Source organism: Frigidibacter sp. RF13 (assembly GCF_026626305.1).
In the GTDB taxonomy this organism is placed as follows: Bacteria; Pseudomonadota; Alphaproteobacteria; order Rhodobacterales; family Rhodobacteraceae; genus TMP-24.
The window spans coordinates 626,513-643,347 of record NZ_JAPNUE010000001.1 but is presented as its reverse complement, the minus strand read 5'-3'; the positions used below and the strand labels follow the sequence as shown (position 1 = coordinate 643,347).

Genomic DNA, 16,835 nt, shown 5'->3' with positions numbered 1-16,835 from the left:
CCCGCACACAAGAGCGACTGGGTGGAAAGCGGAAAAGCGCTTGTTTTCCGTCGTTAATCCGTTTCCTGAGAGCCGCCAGTTCCGACCAGGGTGCCCGATTGGTTCTGCCGGGCCAGATCGAAAAGGAATCGGCTTTCGCGTTCGCTCAACAGGCGGCTGTGCGGCGCCATCATCAGTCGCCCCAGGAGGGACCGGTAGGCCTCTTCGCTCATCAGCTGGCGGAGGCGGTTGGATCGCCAGGTTTGCGCACGCTTCTCCAGGTCGGCAAGGAGCGGATCGGCGCGCAGCTCGTCACGAAGACTGCCCGCGGCAGGGAATCTGTCGACAAGCGCCCGGTCCTCGACCGCGCAGAGATTGCGCTCGACCCAGTAGGAGAGGTCGAAGGCCGAGGCGGAGCGGTTGGCGCGCCCGCGGTCGCATTTCAGGACATAATCCTCCATCGCGCCGAGGGCATAGTGGTTCAGTTGCACGAGGCCATAATTGTCCTGACCGAAGGGTGAGAACAGCCGGGCGGAATGAAAATCGGCGGGCAGTTCGCGCCCCGACCCGTCGAACCAGCGCTGCCGGGACAGGCCCTCGGGTGTAGGATCCTTCGGGCGGTGGACGCCAAGCGCGCCATAACTCCCGTCGTTCCTGAAGAGCGTCTTGAACATCGCCGCCCGCCAGGGCCAGCCCATGACCGCAGGCGCGGCGCGGGTGAAGACCTCCGGCACCGGGCGCCCGTCGCGGCGGATCACCCCGCCATTGCCGAAAAGCCGCCAGGTGAGGGGGATCGCGGTCGCCTCTGGCAGGGCGGCGAAAAGGTCGGCAAGCCGTCCGTCGCCCGCATGGACCGTCACATATTCGTCGATGTCGGCGGTCAGGAGCCAGTCGGCCTGTCGTTTCAACGGATGGGCATTCGCAGCCTTCAGGGCCGCCCATTGCGCGCCCTTTTCGTGCGGCCCAGGGTTCGGCACATGGGTGAGCCAGCCCATTGCCGCCAGACGGTCGAGCATGAGGTCGGTGCCGTCGGTGCAATCGTTGGAAAAGACAAGGAAATCGGTAAAGCCCACATGCCGGTGCCAGGCCAGCCAGTCGATCAGGAAGGCGCCTTCATTTCGGACGGTGAGGATGAGGAGTGCCTTCAATGATGCGCCTCGCCGGAATGATCGACGGTGAAGAAGAAATCCTGGCTGATTTTCTGCCGGTGCAGGTCCTCGGGGATCACATGGGGGCCAGCATTGAAGACATTGGCGCCGAAATGCCGCAGCAGGCGCGACAGGGCCCGCATCCGTTCTCCCGCCAATTCAGCATGCAGCGCCTGCTGGTCGGGCCGCGCCATCAACTCCGTGATCTTCGCCCGGTGGGCGGCGACGCAGGCCGCGTGCTGGGCGGCGATCTCGGGGTCGGCGATCAGCCGGTCCCATTCGGCCTGCAGCGCCGGAATCATCCGCTGGATCGAGCGTTCCTCGACCGCATTATGGTTCATGCGGAACCAGTAATTCACGCCCTGGTCGCGGTCGACATGGTTCACCCGGCCGCGGTCGCGCTTCACGAGGTAGCTGTCGACCGACCGGCAGGCATAGTGATTGAGCTGCACCCAGTCATAGCCGAATGAATCGGTCGAAGAGCGCCAGCCGTTCCTCAACATCTCGCGCGGCATCGGTTGGCCGGAGCCATTGAGCCATTTCACCACCTTCCAGAGGTCGGATTTCAACCCCTTCGGCCGGTGGACGCCGAGCTTCCTGTAGATGTCGATATTGCGGAACAAGGTCTTGAAGCCCCAGGCCTGATGGGGCTTGCGCATCATCTCTTCGGCGGCGAGCGGAAACTGGGCGATCACGAACCGGTCCTCGAAGCCCTCTACATCGGCATTGCCGAACATCCGCCAGGTCAGCGCGATCATATTCGCCTCGCCCATCGCCGCAAGAAGGGTGGGCAGACGCCCGTCGCCGAGCTTGATATCGACAAACTCGTCGACATCCATGCAGATCACCCAGTCGGCCTTTTGCACCACGGTCTCGTCCTCGGCCGCCTGCAGGGCCGCATGCTGCGGCTTGATATGGTCGGGCATCGAGCGGAAGGGATTGTCGCGGTGCTGGACGATGCCCTTTCGTTGCAGAAGGTCGAGGAGTGCGTCGGTGCCGTCGGTGCAGTCGTTGGTGTAGATGAGAAAATCGCTGACCCCGATCGCGCGGTGATAGGCGATCCATTCGAGGATGAACGGGCCTTCGTTCTTCATCGTGGTGACGATCACCGTACGCGCCGTTGCCGGGTCGGGTATCGGGGCCGCGGCGACCTCCGATGGTTTCGGCCGCACCGGCTTGGCGCCGAAACAGGCGGTCGCAAGGCGCAGAAGCTCGGGGTCCTCGACAAGCGAAGTCTTGGGGGCGAGGACCGAGGGCTTCTGCCCCGGTACTTTCAGGGCCATCGCCCGCCAGAAGGGCACGACCTGCCCGGGCGCAGGCTGGGCATAGGCGACGCGGATCATGCGCCAGGTCTTGTCGAGCCCGGCCTTTTCCGGCGCCACGCCCCAGCGCGCGATGCCGCGCCGCGCGTCGAACTGGCGGCAGATATGGTCGCCGAAGCGCTCGGGCTGGTCCTTGCGGATGCGCCAGGGGTAGATGCGGCGCCCGGCCAAGAGGATCACGCCATTGGGCGCGGCCTGACAGAGGTCGAAGGCATTGGGCAGCCGGTCAGGATCGGCGAGGATGTCGCACGGGTCGAGGAGCAGGACGGCGCGGGCACGGGCGAGGAAACGCGCCTTCATCGCCTCGAAGATCAGGCTCTCGCCGAGGGGCGATGACCAGGGGTCGGGCGCGGGGGCCTCCATCCGCGATTTGCCGGGCGCGTCTGGGGCGAGATAGGGGTGGTTCTCGGGTCCGAGATCGGGCTTGCCCAAGGGAATGTCGCTTTCGACGACAAGCACGGAAAAGGGCGCGGATGTGTCAAGATCGGCACTGTCAAGAAGATGCGCAAGCCTTTGTTGAAAAACATCTTTGTCGCTTTGACGGTTCACGATCAGAGCCGCCGTTGCGCCATGATGACGCGCGTGATAGGCGAGCCAGTCCAGCACTGTCTCAGCGGTTTCGACCGAGCGCAGGCCGAAAAGCACGTTGCGCCCGGCGAGGAGGTCGAGTTCGGGCGAACTGAGGGGAATCTCCATGACGCCGTTCTTAAGCCCAAGCCGTGCCGGTGCAGCCTCATCCCCTGTGTCGCGGCCAATGATCATCAGCGCGCCGGAAACCTCGCGCGTGCCGTCGATGACAAGGCTTTCGGGCAAGTCACGCACCAGCGCGGGCCTTTGGCCCGCACGCAGGAAAATCCGCACCTGCCGCCCGTCCGCACCGGGCGTGCCGCAGGCGTCCAGCCAGGCCACGCCACCCGCCGCGCCGGAAGCAAGCCTGCGGACGTGAAATTGCGGTGCGGCTTTTGTCTGCATCGATCCTGTCAGGGCCCGGGTTCTTCCCCCTGACCTTGGATAGCAGCGCGACCGACGCCGCACAACATTTGAGGGTCAGGCGGGCGACTGCGCCTTTTCCGCCGCTTTGGCGGCGTTCCACAGCGCGTCCATTTCCGCCAGATCGCTGTCCTCGGGCCGCTTGCCGCGCGCAGCCAGTGCGGCCTCGATCGAGCGGAAGCGGCGGGTGAATTTCGTGTTCGCCGCGCGCAGCGCGGCCTCAGGGTCGATCTTCAGATGGCGGGCGAGATTGGCGACGACGAAGAGAAGATCGCCGAATTCCTCGAAAATCTCTGTCTCGCCAAGCGTTTGCCGGGCATCGTTCAACTCCCGCGCCTCTTCGGTGATCTTGTCGATCACCTCATCGGTCGAGGGCCAGTCGAAACCCACCCGCGCCGCACGGTTTTGCAGTTTCACCGCACGGGTGAGCGCGGGCAGGCCCGCCGCGACGCCATCCAGAACGCCGCCCTCGGCCTTTCCGGCCCGTTCGGCCGCCTTCATCCTTTCCCAGTCGCGGGTCTGATCCTCGGCCGTCTTGTCGCGGCTTTCAGAGCCGAAGACATGAGGATGGCGCGCCACCATCTTGTCGGCAATCGACGTCGCCACATCCTCGAAGCCAAAAAGGCCCGCCTCGGCCGCCATCTGGGCGTGATAGACCGTCTGAAAGAGAAGATCGCCCAGTTCGCCCCTCAGCTCGCCCCAGGCCTGCCGCTCGATCGCGTCGGCGACCTCGTAGGCTTCTTCGATCGTATAGGGGGCGATCGTCGCGAAAGTCTGCTCCAGGTCCCAGGGGCAACCACCGGACGGATCGCGCAAGCGCGCCATGATTTCCAGAAGCCGGGGCAGGCCGCCCGCCGGGTCATGCACCAGCGCGTCGGAGGCCTTTCGGTCTTTCGTCATTGCTCTCCCCCCGGGTTTTTGATCATCTGACGGCTAACAAGAGCCTTGAAGAGAGTCCATCATGCCCGTCCTCAATCGCATCGCAGCCTTTGCCCCCGAGATGAAGGAATGGCGCCAGCATCTGCACCGGATCCCGGAACTGTCGTTCGACCTGCCGAAAACTTCGGCCTTCGTGGCCGAGCGGCTCAGGGAATTCGGTGTCGATGAGATCCATGAGGGGATCGCCAAGAGCGGGATCGTGGCGATCATCGAAGGCCAGGGCGAGGGGCCGGTGATCGGGCTTCGCGCCGATATGGATGCCTTGCCGATCGAGGAGCTGACGGGGGCCGATTATACCTCGGGTCATGCCGGAAAGATGCATGCCTGCGGTCATGACGGGCATACGACGATGCTCTTGGGTGCCGCAAAATATCTGTGTGAAACCAGGAGGTTCCGCGGCAAGGTTGCACTGTTGTTCCAGCCTGCGGAGGAGGATGGAGGCGGTGGCGATGTGATGGTGCGCGAGGGCGTGATGGACCGGTTCGGCATTGCCCAGGTCTACGGTATCCACAATGCGCCGAACATTCCCTTCGGTCATTTCCAGACGACGCAAGGGGCGCTGATGGCCTCGGTCGACACGGCGGTCGTCCATATCACCGGCAAGGGCGGCCACGGGGCGACGCCGCATGAGTGCGTCGATCCGGTCGTGGCGCTGGTGGGCATGGTCGGCGCGATCCAGACGATCCTGTCGCGCAACGTATACGCATTGGACGAGGCAGTGATCTCGGTCACGATGATCCAGGCGGGGACGGCGTCGAACATCATCCCCGAAGAGGCGATGTTCGCCGCCACCATCCGCTGTTTCAAGCCCGAGGTGCGCGAGATGTTGAAGAAGCGCATCTACGAGATCGTCGAGGGCCATGCGGCGGCCTATGGCGTGTCCGCGCGGATCGACTATGACTGGGGCTATCCGGCGACGATCAATCACCCGGGCGAAGCGGCCTTCGCCGCCGATGTGGCGCGAGAGATCTCGGGCGACGCGGCTGTCGAGGCGGACGGGCCGCGCGAGATGGGGTCGGAGGACTTTTCCTATATGCTCGAGGCGCGGCCCGGTGCCTATCTGTTCCTCGGTCAGGGGCCGGGGGCGGGGCTGCATCACCCGGCCTATGATTTCAATGACGAGCTTGCGCCTGTCGGCGCGAGCTTTTTCGCCCGGCTTGTCGAACGCGCGCAGCCTTTGGGCTAGGGCGGGGGGCTGTCTGCCCCCCGGGCCCCGGATTGCATCCGGGTCCTCCCCCCGAGAGTATTTCGGGACAGAACGTGGGGGGTGGGATGTCGGGTCGCGTCAGCCGAGCACCTTCACCGCCCGGCCGATGCCGTCGAGAGTGAGCGGGAACATGCGGTTTTCGAAGATGCGGCCGATCATGCCGACGGACTGGGTATAGGGCCAGTAGCGTTCGGGCAGCGGGTTCAGCCAGACATGCGCGGGCCACTGGGCGCGCGCGCGGTTCAGCCAGACCTCGCCTGCCTCGGCGTTCCAGTGTTCGTTCGCGCCGCCCGGATGGGCGATCTCGTAGGGCGACATCGAGGCGTCGCCCACGAAGATCGCTTTGTAGTCGCTGCCGTAGGTCCTGAGCACCTCTGAGGTCGGGGTCTGCTGATCCCAGCGGCGGCGGTTGTCGCGCCAGACGCCTTCGTAGAGGCAGTTGTGGAAATAGTAATATTCCAGATGTTTGAATTCGGCGCGGGCGGCGGAGAAGAGCTCCTCCACCACTTTCACATGCGGGTCCATCGAGCCGCCGACATCGAGGAAGAGTAGCACCTTCACCGCATTATGGCGCTCGGGCCGCGTCTTCACGTCGAGATAGCCATGCTCTGCGGTGGCGCGGATCGTGCCGAGCAGGTCCAGTTCGTCGTCGGCGCCTTCGCGCGCCCAGCGGCGGAGGCGCTTCAGCGCGACCTTGATGTTGCGGGTGCCAAGCTCGACCGTGTCGTCAAGATTGCGAAATTCGCGCTTGTCCCAGACCTTGACGGCGCGCTGGTGGCGGCTTTCGGACTGGCCGATGCGCACGCCTTCGGGATTGTAGCCATAGGCGCCGAAGGGCGAGGTGCCGGCGGTGCCGATCCATTTGTTGCCACCCTGATGGCGGCCCTTCTGTTCCTCAAGCCGTTTCTTCAGCGTTTCCATCAGCTTGTCGAAGCCTCCTAAGGCTTCGACTTGCGCCTTTTCCTCGGGGGTGAGTGTGCGTTCGATCAGTTTCTGCAGCCAATCGGCGGGCAGGTCGACCGCCTCGATCACCTGTTCGGGCGAAATGACTTCCAGCCCCTTGAAGGCGGCGGCGAAGGCGCGGTCGAACCGGTCGAGGTGGCGTTCGTCCTTCACCATCGCCGTGCGGGCAAGATAGTAGAAGCCGTCGATCTCATAGGTGACGAGCCCCGCCGCCATACCGTCCAGAAAAGCCAGATACTCGCGCAGGCTGACCGGAACGCCCGCCTGCCTCAGTTCGGCGAAGAAGGGCAGGAACATCGGTTCAGGCCGCCCGGCCCGCGACGATCACGACGAGAAGGCCGAGGAGGGCGAAGAGGATCGCATGGGCGGCGGCATATTGCGCCATGTCGAGGCCGCGCCCGCCGCGGGCGCGGGCCCGGTAGATGCCGAAGAGCGCGCCGAATAGTGCTGCAAGGAAAATGACCATCGGCTCACCCCTTCTCATCGGGCGCGAGCGCCTCGATGAAGGCAAGCCGCGCCCGGACCTCTGTGTCGGAGGCCATGCCATAGCGCGCCCAGCCGAGACTGTCGAGGCGGGCGGCGCGGGCGGCGTCCGGCTGGCCCGTCCGGTCAAGCGCGACGGCGCGGACGGCGAGGAGACCAGCGAGCAGGGCCGCGTCACGGCCCGTGCGCGCGGCCGGGATCGCCCCGTCGGCAAGCGAGAGCGCATCGGTGAAGGCGCCGTCCGACAGGGCCAGAAGCGCGCGCTGCAGGTCGGCGTGCGCCGCATGAAGTGGCAGTCGCTGCGAACGATAGAGGGCGGCGGCATTGGCAAAGGCGGCGCGCACCTCAGCCAGCCGGTCGCGCGGCAGGACGCGGCCGAGCGAGAGCCAGGCGAAGCCGGTGCGCCAGTCGGACCAGGGCCGGGCGATTGCGAGCGCTTCCTCGGCGGCGCGGACCCGGCCGCCGCCCCGTGCGCCGGGACCGAGCGCGCGGGCGATGGCCTCGCCATAGGCGCGCGGGGTCTGGGGCGGGAAGCTTGCGGGTCGCGCCCCGGCCGGGTTGAGGCGGGCAAGGATGCCGGGAATGCGCACCTCAACCTCGCCCGGTGACATACCGGGGGTCAGTTCCGGCGCATAGGTGGCGCGCAGCATCAGCATGTCGAAGCCGGTGAGCCTGCCTTCGATATTGTCATCGTTGAAGACCGAATCCGGCAGCCGGTAGAGGTCGTTCAGGGGGCCGAGCGCCTGGGCCATTTCCTCGTTCAGGCAATCGCGGATTTCCTGCGGGCCGGTGTCGGAGGGGATGAAGATCGCCACCCGGTCGCGGAAGGTGAAGTCGGTCCAGTCGAGGTCCGAGCCCCGGGCGCGGCGGTATTCCGTCCAGGACGAGACGCGGGGCGCCACGAAACAGGCGGCATCGCGGGCGCGGGCCTGCAGCTGGCGGCGCGGCAGGAATTCGATGGTGATTGCCGCCTGATCCTCTGGGGCGGCGGCCGACAGGGAAAGCCCGGCCTCGGTCCGGAGGCGCGCGATCAGCTCGCCCAGATCGGTGGCGGCGGTGGGCGGCACTTGGCCGGTCAGCCGGTAGGTCAGGGGGGCGGTGAAGCGCGAGAAGGCATCAAGCGGGCGGCCGGTTTCAAGCCGGAAGGAAAGGTCCATGAAATCCCGCGCCATATCGGCGTTCGAACGGCGCGCGGGCGTGCCCGGCGCCGGCGGGAACCGCTTCATCGGTGGCAGAGGTATTCTGTCAAAGCCCGCGCGCAGGACTGCCCCGTCGGTCTGTCGCGGCGTGCTTTCGGGGGCTATGCAGCCGGAGAGGAGCCCAAGACCGATAAGCGCCACCGCGAGCCTGCGGGAAAGGGGTCTGCCTGTCACTGCCATCCTCGGTCTGCGCCTTTTCGGGCAGGCTAGCCGCAGCTTCGGCAAAAGCGAAGCCAAATCCTGCGGCCGCCGTCAGCCCCGCGCGCGGGCCATGAAGGCCAGGCGCTCAAAGAGGGCGACATCCTGCTCGTTCTTCAAAAGCGCGCCATGGAGTTTCGGCAGAAGGTGTTTGGGATCGCGCTTCAGGTCGTCCGGCCCCAGGTCCTCGGCGAGGATCAGTTTCAGCCAGTCGAGCATTTCCGAGGTCGAAGGTTTTTTCTTCAGTCCCGGCGTTTCGCGGATCTCGTAGAACTGGGTCAGCGCCTCGGCGAGCAGCGCCTGTTTCAGCCCCGGGAAATGCACATCGACGATACGTTTCAGGACGTCGGCCTCGGGGAAGCGGATATAGTGGAAGAAACAGCGGCGCAGGAAGGCGTCGGGCAGTTCCTTTTCATTGTTCGAAGTGATGATGATGGCCGGGCGGTGTCTGGCCCGGATCGTCTCGCCCGTTTCATAAACATGGAACTCCATCCGGTCGAGTTCCTGCAAAAGGTCGTTCGGAAATTCGATGTCGGCCTTGTCGATCTCGTCGATGAGAAGGACGACCTTGCCCGGGGCTTCGAACGCCTGCCAGAGCTTGCCCTTGCGGATATAGTTCTTCACGTCATGGACGCGCGCATCGCCAAGCTGGCTGTCCCTGAGCCGCGAGACGGCATCATATTCATAGAGCCCCTGTGCCGCCTTGGTTGTGGACTTCACATGCCATTCAACGAGCGGCAGCCCGAGACTCAGGGCGACCTGACGGGCGAGCTCGGTCTTGCCAGTTCCGGGCTCTCCCTTCACCAGTAGCGGGCGCTCCAGCGTAACTGATGCATTGACCGCAACAGTCAGGTCCTCGGTCGCCACGTAGGCGTCGGTACCGTTGAATTTCATGCGCTTTCCCGCAGTCTCTTGTCCCAGGTTCCGCCCGACATAGCTGCCGGGTCACAAAGCTGCAATGCCAGCCTTGCCAGCTAGTGACATCCGTGCGCGCTTCCTGTATGGCGGCGCCCACAAGTGGCCGGTCGTCCCCCAGGGGGTGCAACGGACCCGGCCGAGGAGGACGTGCGTATGAAGCCCGAGGTGTTTCTTCCCGACGATTACCGTCCCGCGGAAGACGAGCCATTCATGAACGAGCGGCAACTGGAATATTTCCGCCGCAAGCTGATTTCCTGGAAAGAGGAACTTCTCGAACAGTCGGCCGAGACACTGGAAGGGTTGCAGGACAGCGCCCGTTCCGTGCCCGATATCGCCGACCGCGCGAGCGAGGAGACCGACCGCGCGCTGGAACTGAGAACCCGCGACCGGCAGAGGAAGCTGGTCTCGAAGATCGATTCCGCGCTCCGCCGCATCGACAATGGCGAATATGGCTATTGCGAGATGACGGGCGAGCCTATTTCGCTCAAGCGTCTCGACGCGCGCCCGATCGCCACGATGACGCTGGAAGCCCAGGAAAAGCACGAACGGCGCGAGCGGGTGCACCGCGACGAATAATCCGATTTTAAAGAAGATCGGCGAAGTCTATGACGGGGCCGGGGCAGGATTGCCCCGGCCCTGTTCGCATGAGGAGCCATGATCCGGGATCGCGACATCGCAGTGATTGGGGCTGGCATCGCCGGGCTGGCGACGGCCACGGCGCTGTGCCAGCGCGGCGCGAAGGTGCGGGTGCTGGAACAGGCGCCTGTGATCCGCGAGGTAGGCGCGGGCCTGCAGATCACGCCGAACGGCATGGCGGTCTTGAAGGCGCTGGGGCTGGAAGAGGAGTGTGACGCGCGGGGGCAGGTGGCCGAAGCGGTCGAGCTGATCGACGGCGAAACCGGCGCGCTCGTCACCCGGATCGAGCTGGCGAGCATCGCGCCGGAGGGCAGCTTCCGGTTCTTCCACCGCGCCGACCTGATCGACATGCTGGAGGGTGCCTCGCGCCAGGCGGGTGCGGCGATCGAGCTTGGCCACCGGATCGAAAGCCTCACGCTCGGGGCGCAGGGCCCGCATCTTCTGGCCGAACGCGGGGTCGAACATGCGGGGCTGGTCGTCGGCGCCGACGGGCTGCATTCGCGGGTCCGGGCGGCACTCGATCAGGGAGGCAAGCCCTTCTTCACCGGTCAGGTCGCCTGGCGGGCGACACTTCCGGCGGCTGGAGAGATACCGCCGGTCGCGCGGGTCTATATGGGGCCGGGGCGCCATATCGTGACCTATCCGCTGCGGGGCGGCTCGCTGCGCAATATCGTTGCGGTCGAAGAGCGGAAGAAATGGGCCGAAGAGAGCTGGAACCTCACTGACGATCCGCTCGCACTCCGGATCGCGTTCGAAGAGTTTATCCCCGAGGTGCGCGGCTGGCTCGACCGGATCGAGAGGCCGAACCTCTGGGGCCTCTTCCGCCACCCGGTTGCCGAGCACTGGCATGGCCATGGCGCGGTGCTGGTCGGCGATGCGGCGCATCCGACCCTGCCGTTCCTGGCGCAGGGCGCCAACATGGCGCTAGAGGACGCCTGGGTTCTGGCGGCGTCACTCGCCCGCCATCCCGAGGCAGAGGCGCTGCGGCAATATCAGGCGGCGCGACGGGATCGTTCGAAGCGGATCGTTGCGGCAGCGAGCGCGAACGCGCGGAACTATCACCTGTCGGGAGTCAGGCGCGACCTTGCGCATTTCGGTCTGCGCACCCTGCAAAGGTTCGCGCCGGGGATGGTGGCAGACCGTTTTGCCTGGCTCTACGGTCATGACGTGACCCGTCTTGGCACCACTTAGCGGCGTTCGCGCCAGCGGTCTTGCAGCTGCAGCTTCCAGTAGGTGAGCTGGGCGGCGGCGAGGCCCGCCGGGCCGCCCGCCCAATCGAGGCCGAAAGGCTTGAAAAGCCTAATCCGGTCGCTTTCGCCGAGCATCGCCTCGGCCAGTACCTTGCCTGCAATCGCCGTCGTGTTCAGCCCGTGGCCGCCGAAGGCGGTGATGTGCCAGACGCCGGGGTGCATCTCGCCGAGTTGCGGCATCAGATGGCGGGCGTAGCCCATGAGACCGGACCAGGAGAGTTCGGTCTTCAGGTCGGCGAGTTGGGGATAGGCGGTCAGCATCTCGCGCCTCAGTTCGCGGGCGATGCCCGCAGGGTCGGCGGCGCGGGTGGTGATGCGCCCGCCCCAAAGGAGCCGGCGCCCGCCATCGACCAGCCGGTAGTAATCGCCCGCCCGGCGGTCGTCATACATGCAGGCGCGGGTGCGGATCGCGGTCGCGATCAGTTCGGGCGCCTCTTCGGTCGCCATCATATAGGTGGCGATCGGCAGGACAGCACGCTTCAGGCGCGGCACGAGGCTGCCGGTATAGCCGCCGGTGGCGAGGACGAGGCGCGGTGCTTCGATCAGGCCCCCGGCGGTTCGGACCTGTTTCGAAGGGCCTGACAGCTGGACGCCGGTCGCGGGGGAGCCTTCGAAGATCCGCCCGCCCAGACGCTCGATCTCGGCCGCGATGGCGCGAACCACATTCAGCGGATGGATATGGAAGGCGTTCGGATCGTGGAGCGCGTGGAAGTAGCGGGGGCTGGTGACATGTTCCGCGAGGGCGGTCCGATCGAGATAGTGCAGCTCGTAACCGTAGAGTTTCGCGAAGTCGTCGACATGCGCCTTCAGATCGTCCGCCCGGTCGAAACGGCGCAGGCTGAGGAGGCCGGGCACGACCCTCGCGCTCTCGATCTTCAGATCGCGGATCGTGGTGCGGAGCCGCTCGACCCCTTCGATGGAAAGGCGGTGGAGGGCGCGCGCCTCCGCCTCGCCGACCCGGGCGCGGATCGCGGCGTCGCCGCCCGCGAAAGCGGGGCTGACCAGTCCGCCGTTGCGACCGGAGGCGCCGAAACCCACTTGCGCGGCCTCGAAAATGGCGACGGCCAGGCCCGCGCGCGCGAGTTCGAGCGCGGTCGTGAGGCCTGCAAGTCCACCGCCGATGATCACGACATCGGCCACCTCATGGCCCGAGAGGGCCGGGCGGACAGTCCGATCGGCGGCGGTGCGCGCGTACCAGGTATCGGGGAAAGCCATGTCAGACGTCGAGCTCGATCCAGACCGGGACGTGGTCGGAAGGCTTGTCGTGCCCGCGCACTGCCTTGTCGATCTGGCAATCTTTCAGCCGGTCGGCGGCCTGCGGGCTAAGAAGCAGATGGTCGATGCGGATGCCGTTGTTCCGCTCCCACGCACCGGCCTGATAATCCCAGAAGGAATAATGGCCCGGGCGGGGCTCCCGCGCGCGGAAGGCTTCGCTATAGCCGAGGTTCAGAAGGCGGCGGAAGGCGGCGCGGGTCTGGGGCAGGAAAAGCGCATCCTCGGTCCAGACCTCTGGCCTGGCGGCATCTTCCGCTTGCGGGATCACATTGTAATCGCCAGCCATCACGACCGGCATTTCGGTGGCGAGAAGCTTTGCCGCGCGACTGCGCATCCGCTCCATCCACGCGAGCTTGTAGTCATATTTCGGCCCCGGCACCGGATTGCCGTTCGGCAGGTAGAGGCCGCAGAGCCGCACGGCGTCCTTTCCTACCACGGTCGCCTCGATCCAGCGCGCCTGCTCGTCCTCAGGGTCGCCGGGGAGGCCCCGCTCGACATCCTCCAAGGGCAGTTTCGACAGGATCGCCACGCCGTTGAAACCCTTCTGGCCATGGGTTTCGACGAAATAGCCGCGATCCTCGAAGAGGTCGCGCGGAAAGGCCTCGTCGACCGACTTGATCTCCTGCAGGAGCACCACGTCGGGCGAGGCCTCGTCGAGCCAGGCGGGCAGCGCTTCGGCGCGGGCCTTGATGCCGTTGATGTTGAATGTGGCGATCTTCATCCGCGCTCCCCTGTCTCACCCCATCATCGGCCTTGGGCGCGCCGGGCGCAAGCCGTCCGGGGCGGGAATTCCCTACTCGATCTGCCACTCGTGACATGCTTTCGTCCTGGCCCGGGGGCGGATCACGGAGACTGTTCATGACCTCATCTGTTATACGCGTCCTCCCTGTCGCGCTCGCTGCCGTCTGGTTCGCGACCGCTGCCTCGGCGGGGCAGTGCGAGAAGCATTATTCGGCTGTCGGTGTGCCGCTGGTCACGCCCATCGTCTTCGAATCCTGGATGGATTTCAAAGGGCTGGCGCCCGACAAGGCGCTGAAACGCATGGCGCGCGCGGTTAAGTCAGAGGGCTTTTCGGGCATCAAGGTCGATAGCGGGCGGCTGATCATCACCGCCTATCAGGAATCGACCGGTTCCGGCCGGACGCAGAAGCTGACCGTGACCGCGAAGAAGACCAAGGATGGCACGCGGGCGCGCGTATCGTTCAAGATCAAGGCTGGGCAGGTTGCAGCAGACCGTCATGTGCGGCCGGGCATGTGCAAGATCCTGAATGCGGCCGACGGCTGATCGCCGTCAGGCGTTGCGCACCAGAAGCTTGTCGATGCGGAAGCCGTCGAGGTCGATGACCTCGATGACCAACTGACCGACCTCGAGCTTCTCGCCAAGCTTCGGAATATGGCCGAGACGGTCGAGGACGAGGCCAGCGACGGTTTCGTACTCGCGGTCATCGGGCAGCTTCAGCCCCATCCGGTCGCCGAATTCGTCGGCGGCCATCGAACCTGACACAAGGAAGGACCCGTCGTCGCGGGCGACCATGTCGGGTTCTTCTTCGCCGGGCGTGTCGAAGGAACCGGTGATGCCTTCGAGAACGTCCATCGGCGTGATCACGCCTTCGAAATGGCCATATTCGTCGAAAACAAGGACCATGTTCACCGTGCTTTCGCGCAGCTTCTCGATCACCTGTGCGGCGTCGGCCACGTCAATGACGATCGGCGCCTCGCGGACGAATTTGCGCAGGTCAGAGGTTGCGGCCTTGGTCGCCAAGAGGAGGTCACGCACCGGGATGACGCCGATGATGGCGTCGGCGCCGCCTTCGGACGCGGGCAGAAGCGCCTTGCCGGTCTCGCGCGCCTGTTTCAGCGCGGCGGCGGGGCCTGCGGTTATGTCCAGCACTTCGACATCGGTGCGCGGCGTCATCAGCGTGCGGGCCGAACGGTCTGCCAGCCGCATGACGCCCGCGATCATCTCGCGTTCGTCGGAGGAGAGGACGCCAGCGGTTTCCGCCTCGGCGATGGTCAGCTTGACCTCTTCGTCGGTCATTTCCTCGCCCGAGACCGAATGCTGACGCAGGAGGAAGAGAAGCGCTTTGCCGGATATGTCCAGGAACCAGACAAGCGGCGTTGTGACCGCGGCAATGACCCGCATCGGCGGGGCCATGCGGATCGCCACACCTTCGGGGTTCTTCAATGCGATCTGCTTGGGTACCAGTTCGCCCACGATCAGCGAGAGGTAGGTGATGGCCGCGACGACGGAACCGACGCCCAGCGTCTGCGCCCAGGAGGCGGAGAAACCCGCAGCCTCCAGCGTCTGGGTCAGCCTTATACCAAGCGTCGCGCCCGAGATTGCGCCCGACAGGATGCCGACGAGTGTGATGCCGATCTGAACGGCCGAAAGGAAGCGCCCGGGATGTTCCTGCAAGGCAAGTGCGGTGCGGGCGCCGGTGCGGCCCTGATCGGCCAGGACCTTCAGCCGGGTGGGCCGGGCCGAGACAATGGCAAGTTCCGACATGGCCAGAAGACCGTTCAGGACGGTCAGGCAGAGAACGGTCAGGATTTCAATGAGCATAAGGGTCCGGTCGCGGCAATGTCGGGCGACTATAAGAGGAAAGGATCAGATGGAAAAGCTGGTCCCGCAGCCGCAGGAGGAAGTGGCGTTCGGATTGTTGATCACGAAGCGCGCGCCGATCAGTTCCTCGGAAAAGTCGATGGTCGCATTGGCGAGGAAGGGGAGCGAGACCGTGTCGACCAGCACCTTCTGGCCCTTGCCTTCCAGCACCAGATCGTCGGTGCCGGGCTCGTCGAGCGTGATCTCATACTGAAAGCCCGAGCAGCCGCCGCCGTTGACCGCGACCCGCAGGGCCTTGGCCTCACCCGAGGCCTCATTGATCTCGGCCAGCCGCGCGAAGGCGCGGTCGGTGACTTTCGGGGGCAGGGTCAGGGACATGGTCGCCGCGTCTGGTTGCTGTCATGTCCGAAGATAGTGAGAGGGAGGGGTTTCCGCAACCGGGTGGGGGGACATGGGGCCAATGCGGTGGGATCAAGGCCCGCGAGACCCGGTTGCGGAAAGGGGATTACGCCGCTTCGGCGCGCACCACGGGGAAGTCGATGTCGGTTGCGAAGATGTGGTTGAGGTAATTGGTGAAGATGTTCTGCACCACCGCCCCCACGGTTTCGACGACATCGGCATTGGTGAGGCCCGCCGCGCGCGCCGCCTCGAGGTCTGCGTCGGCAATCAAGCCGCGCTTTTCGGTGATGGCGCGGGCGAGCTTGAGGATCGCCTCGGTGCGCGGCGTTGCCGACGCGGCCTTGCGGTTCGCGGCGATCTCTGTCGCCGGGACCTTCAGACCGGAGGAAATGGCGCTATGAGCCGAGAGGCAGTAGTCGCAGCCATTGGTCTGGCCGACGACCAGAGCGACCGCTTCACGCTCCTGCGCGGTGAAGCTGCCCTTGCCGAGCGCCTCGCCGAGGCCGAGGAGGGCGGAAAGGGTCGCGGGGCTATGGCCCGTGGTGCGGTAGAGGTTCGGCACCATGCCGATCTTGCCCTTCACGGCGGCGAAGATCGCGGCGGCCTCGGGCGCGGCATTGGCATCGGACAGCGGGGAAATGCGGGGCATGTCTTCTCTCTTTCAGTTTATCGGGAAGGGGCTTTGCAGCACCGGTACAAGGGTCCTATAATATTACGGACCGTATGGTAAAGTATAATATCGGACCGTACGGTAACAAATTCGGGAGCAGACCATGGCACGTCCACTGGGGTTCGATCCGGAGGAAGCGAAAACGGCGCTGATGAACATCTTCTGGGCGCGCGGCTTTGACGCGACCTCGATGCAGGATATCGAGGTGGCGACGGGTCTGAAGAAGCAAAGTCTCTACCGGCTCTTCGGCGACAAGCATTCGATGTATCTGGCGGCGCTGCGCACCTACGAGGATTGCGTGGTGGCCGAGGCCGAGCGTATTCTGGGTCAGACGCCGGGGCCTGCGCGGGCGCGTTTCGCGGCGCTTCTGGATTGGGTGATCCGTTCGGCCTCGGACGCGGGTGATATGCGCGGCTGCTTCCTTGCCAATGCCAGCGCCGAGGCGAGTGCCGCCGATCCCGAGACGGCGGAGGTTCTGGCCGAGATGAGTGGCCGGATGGCCGCGGCCTTTGACGGGGCATTGTCGGCCGACGCGCGCTACCGCGATGATGCGGGCCTGCGCCGGGCGCGGATGCGGCATCTGCTGGCTGCCTATGTCGGGCTGAGGATCCTCGTGAAGGGCGCCTTCGAAGAAGCGGCGGTGCGCGAGGCGGCGGACGATCTGCTTCTGTCGATCTGAAGGGCCTGTTCGCCCGGG

17 protein-coding genes are annotated in these 16,835 nt (G+C 65.5%); 5 read left to right on the top strand and 12 right to left on the bottom strand.

Features of this window, described 5'->3' with window-relative positions:
* Positions 1–53: 53 nt before the first annotated feature.
* From OU426_RS03125 to mazG, 3 genes are all read right to left on the bottom strand, one after another.
* The gene (locus OU426_RS03125) at positions 54–1,127 is read right to left on the bottom strand and encodes a glycosyltransferase family 2 protein (protein WP_267632383.1); all 1,074 of its coding nucleotides are present in this window, start codon (positions 1,125–1,127) and stop codon (positions 54–56) included.
* Entirely contained in the window at positions 1,124–3,421 is a 2,298-nt protein-coding gene (locus OU426_RS03120) for a glycosyltransferase family 2 protein (RefSeq protein ID WP_267632382.1), read from the bottom strand. Before OU426_RS03120 ends, OU426_RS03125 begins: the two co-directional genes overlap by 4 nt.
* Before the next feature lie 75 nt (positions 3,422–3,496).
* Complete coding sequence (gene mazG, locus OU426_RS03115; RefSeq protein WP_267632381.1) at positions 3,497–4,339, bottom strand: nucleoside triphosphate pyrophosphohydrolase; 843 nt, start codon at positions 4,337–4,339, stop codon at positions 3,497–3,499.
* A gap of 61 nt (positions 4,340–4,400) precedes the next feature.
* Between mazG and OU426_RS03110 the strand changes: the two genes are divergently transcribed.
* Positions 4,401–5,564 carry a M20 aminoacylase family protein gene (locus OU426_RS03110; RefSeq protein ID WP_267632380.1) on the top strand — a complete coding sequence of 388 codons (1,164 nt, stop codon included), beginning with the start codon at positions 4,401–4,403 and terminating at the stop codon, positions 5,562–5,564.
* A gap of 99 nt (positions 5,565–5,663) precedes the next feature.
* On the opposite strand, the gene OU426_RS03105 is transcribed toward OU426_RS03110, so the two are convergent.
* The 4 genes from OU426_RS03105 to OU426_RS03090 form a co-directional block, all read right to left on the bottom strand.
* The gene (locus OU426_RS03105) at positions 5,664–6,845 is read right to left on the bottom strand and encodes a vWA domain-containing protein (RefSeq protein ID WP_267632379.1); all 1,182 of its coding nucleotides are present in this window, start codon (positions 6,843–6,845) and stop codon (positions 5,664–5,666) included.
* 4 nt (positions 6,846–6,849) lie between these two features.
* The gene (locus tag OU426_RS03100; protein ID WP_267632378.1) at positions 6,850–7,014 is read right to left on the bottom strand and encodes a hypothetical protein; all 165 of its coding nucleotides are present in this window, start codon (positions 7,012–7,014) and stop codon (positions 6,850–6,852) included.
* A gap of 4 nt (positions 7,015–7,018) precedes the next feature.
* Positions 7,019–8,404 (bottom strand): DUF2927 domain-containing protein, encoded by a 1,386-nt coding sequence (locus tag OU426_RS03095; protein WP_267632377.1) that lies wholly within the window; start codon positions 8,402–8,404, stop codon positions 7,019–7,021.
* A gap of 78 nt (positions 8,405–8,482) precedes the next feature.
* Entirely contained in the window at positions 8,483–9,322 is an 840-nt protein-coding gene (locus OU426_RS03090; RefSeq protein ID WP_267632376.1) for an AAA family ATPase, read from the bottom strand.
* A 177-nt stretch (positions 9,323–9,499) separates the two neighbouring features.
* Between OU426_RS03090 and dksA the strand changes: the two genes are divergently transcribed.
* Both dksA and OU426_RS03080 read left to right on the top strand, forming a co-directional pair.
* Positions 9,500–9,922, top strand: coding sequence for an RNA polymerase-binding protein DksA (gene dksA / locus OU426_RS03085; protein ID WP_267632375.1), 423 nt, complete (start codon positions 9,500–9,502; stop codon positions 9,920–9,922).
* 78 nt (positions 9,923–10,000) lie between these two features.
* The gene (locus OU426_RS03080; RefSeq protein WP_267632374.1) at positions 10,001–11,173 is read left to right on the top strand and encodes an FAD-dependent oxidoreductase; all 1,173 of its coding nucleotides are present in this window, start codon (positions 10,001–10,003) and stop codon (positions 11,171–11,173) included.
* Here the strand turns inward: OU426_RS03080 and OU426_RS03075 are convergent.
* Entirely contained in the window at positions 11,170–12,447 is a 1,278-nt protein-coding gene (locus tag OU426_RS03075) for an NAD(P)/FAD-dependent oxidoreductase (protein WP_267632373.1), read from the bottom strand. The genes OU426_RS03080 and OU426_RS03075 overlap by 4 nt on opposite strands.
* A gap of 1 nt (position 12,448) precedes the next feature.
* Positions 12,449–13,228: an exodeoxyribonuclease III gene (gene xth, locus OU426_RS03070; RefSeq protein ID WP_267632372.1), complete on the bottom strand. Its 780-nt coding sequence runs from the start codon at positions 13,226–13,228 to the stop codon at positions 12,449–12,451.
* Between the two features lie 137 nt (positions 13,229–13,365).
* Between xth and OU426_RS03065 the strand changes: the two genes are divergently transcribed.
* Positions 13,366–13,791: a hypothetical protein gene (locus OU426_RS03065; protein ID WP_267632371.1), complete on the top strand. Its 426-nt coding sequence runs from the start codon at positions 13,366–13,368 to the stop codon at positions 13,789–13,791.
* Positions 13,792–13,797: 6 nt separating this feature from the next.
* Here OU426_RS03065 and OU426_RS03060 read toward each other — a convergent pair whose 3' ends face one another.
* The 3 genes from OU426_RS03060 to OU426_RS03050 form a co-directional block, all read right to left on the bottom strand.
* The gene (locus tag OU426_RS03060; protein WP_267632370.1) at positions 13,798–15,069 is read right to left on the bottom strand and encodes a hemolysin family protein; all 1,272 of its coding nucleotides are present in this window, start codon (positions 15,067–15,069) and stop codon (positions 13,798–13,800) included.
* A gap of 45 nt (positions 15,070–15,114) precedes the next feature.
* Positions 15,115–15,441 (bottom strand): HesB/IscA family protein, encoded by a 327-nt coding sequence (locus tag OU426_RS03055; RefSeq protein ID WP_267632903.1) that lies wholly within the window; start codon positions 15,439–15,441, stop codon positions 15,115–15,117.
* Between the two features lie 133 nt (positions 15,442–15,574).
* A complete protein-coding gene (locus OU426_RS03050) occupies positions 15,575–16,117 on the bottom strand; it encodes a carboxymuconolactone decarboxylase family protein (protein WP_267632369.1) in 543 nt (180 codons plus the stop codon).
* Positions 16,118–16,241: 124 nt separating this feature from the next.
* On the opposite strand from OU426_RS03050, the gene OU426_RS03045 reads away from it, so the two are divergent.
* Positions 16,242–16,817, top strand: a complete 576-nt coding sequence (locus OU426_RS03045) for a TetR/AcrR family transcriptional regulator (RefSeq protein WP_267632368.1) — start codon at positions 16,242–16,244, stop codon at positions 16,815–16,817.
* Positions 16,818–16,835 lie beyond the last annotated feature (18 nt).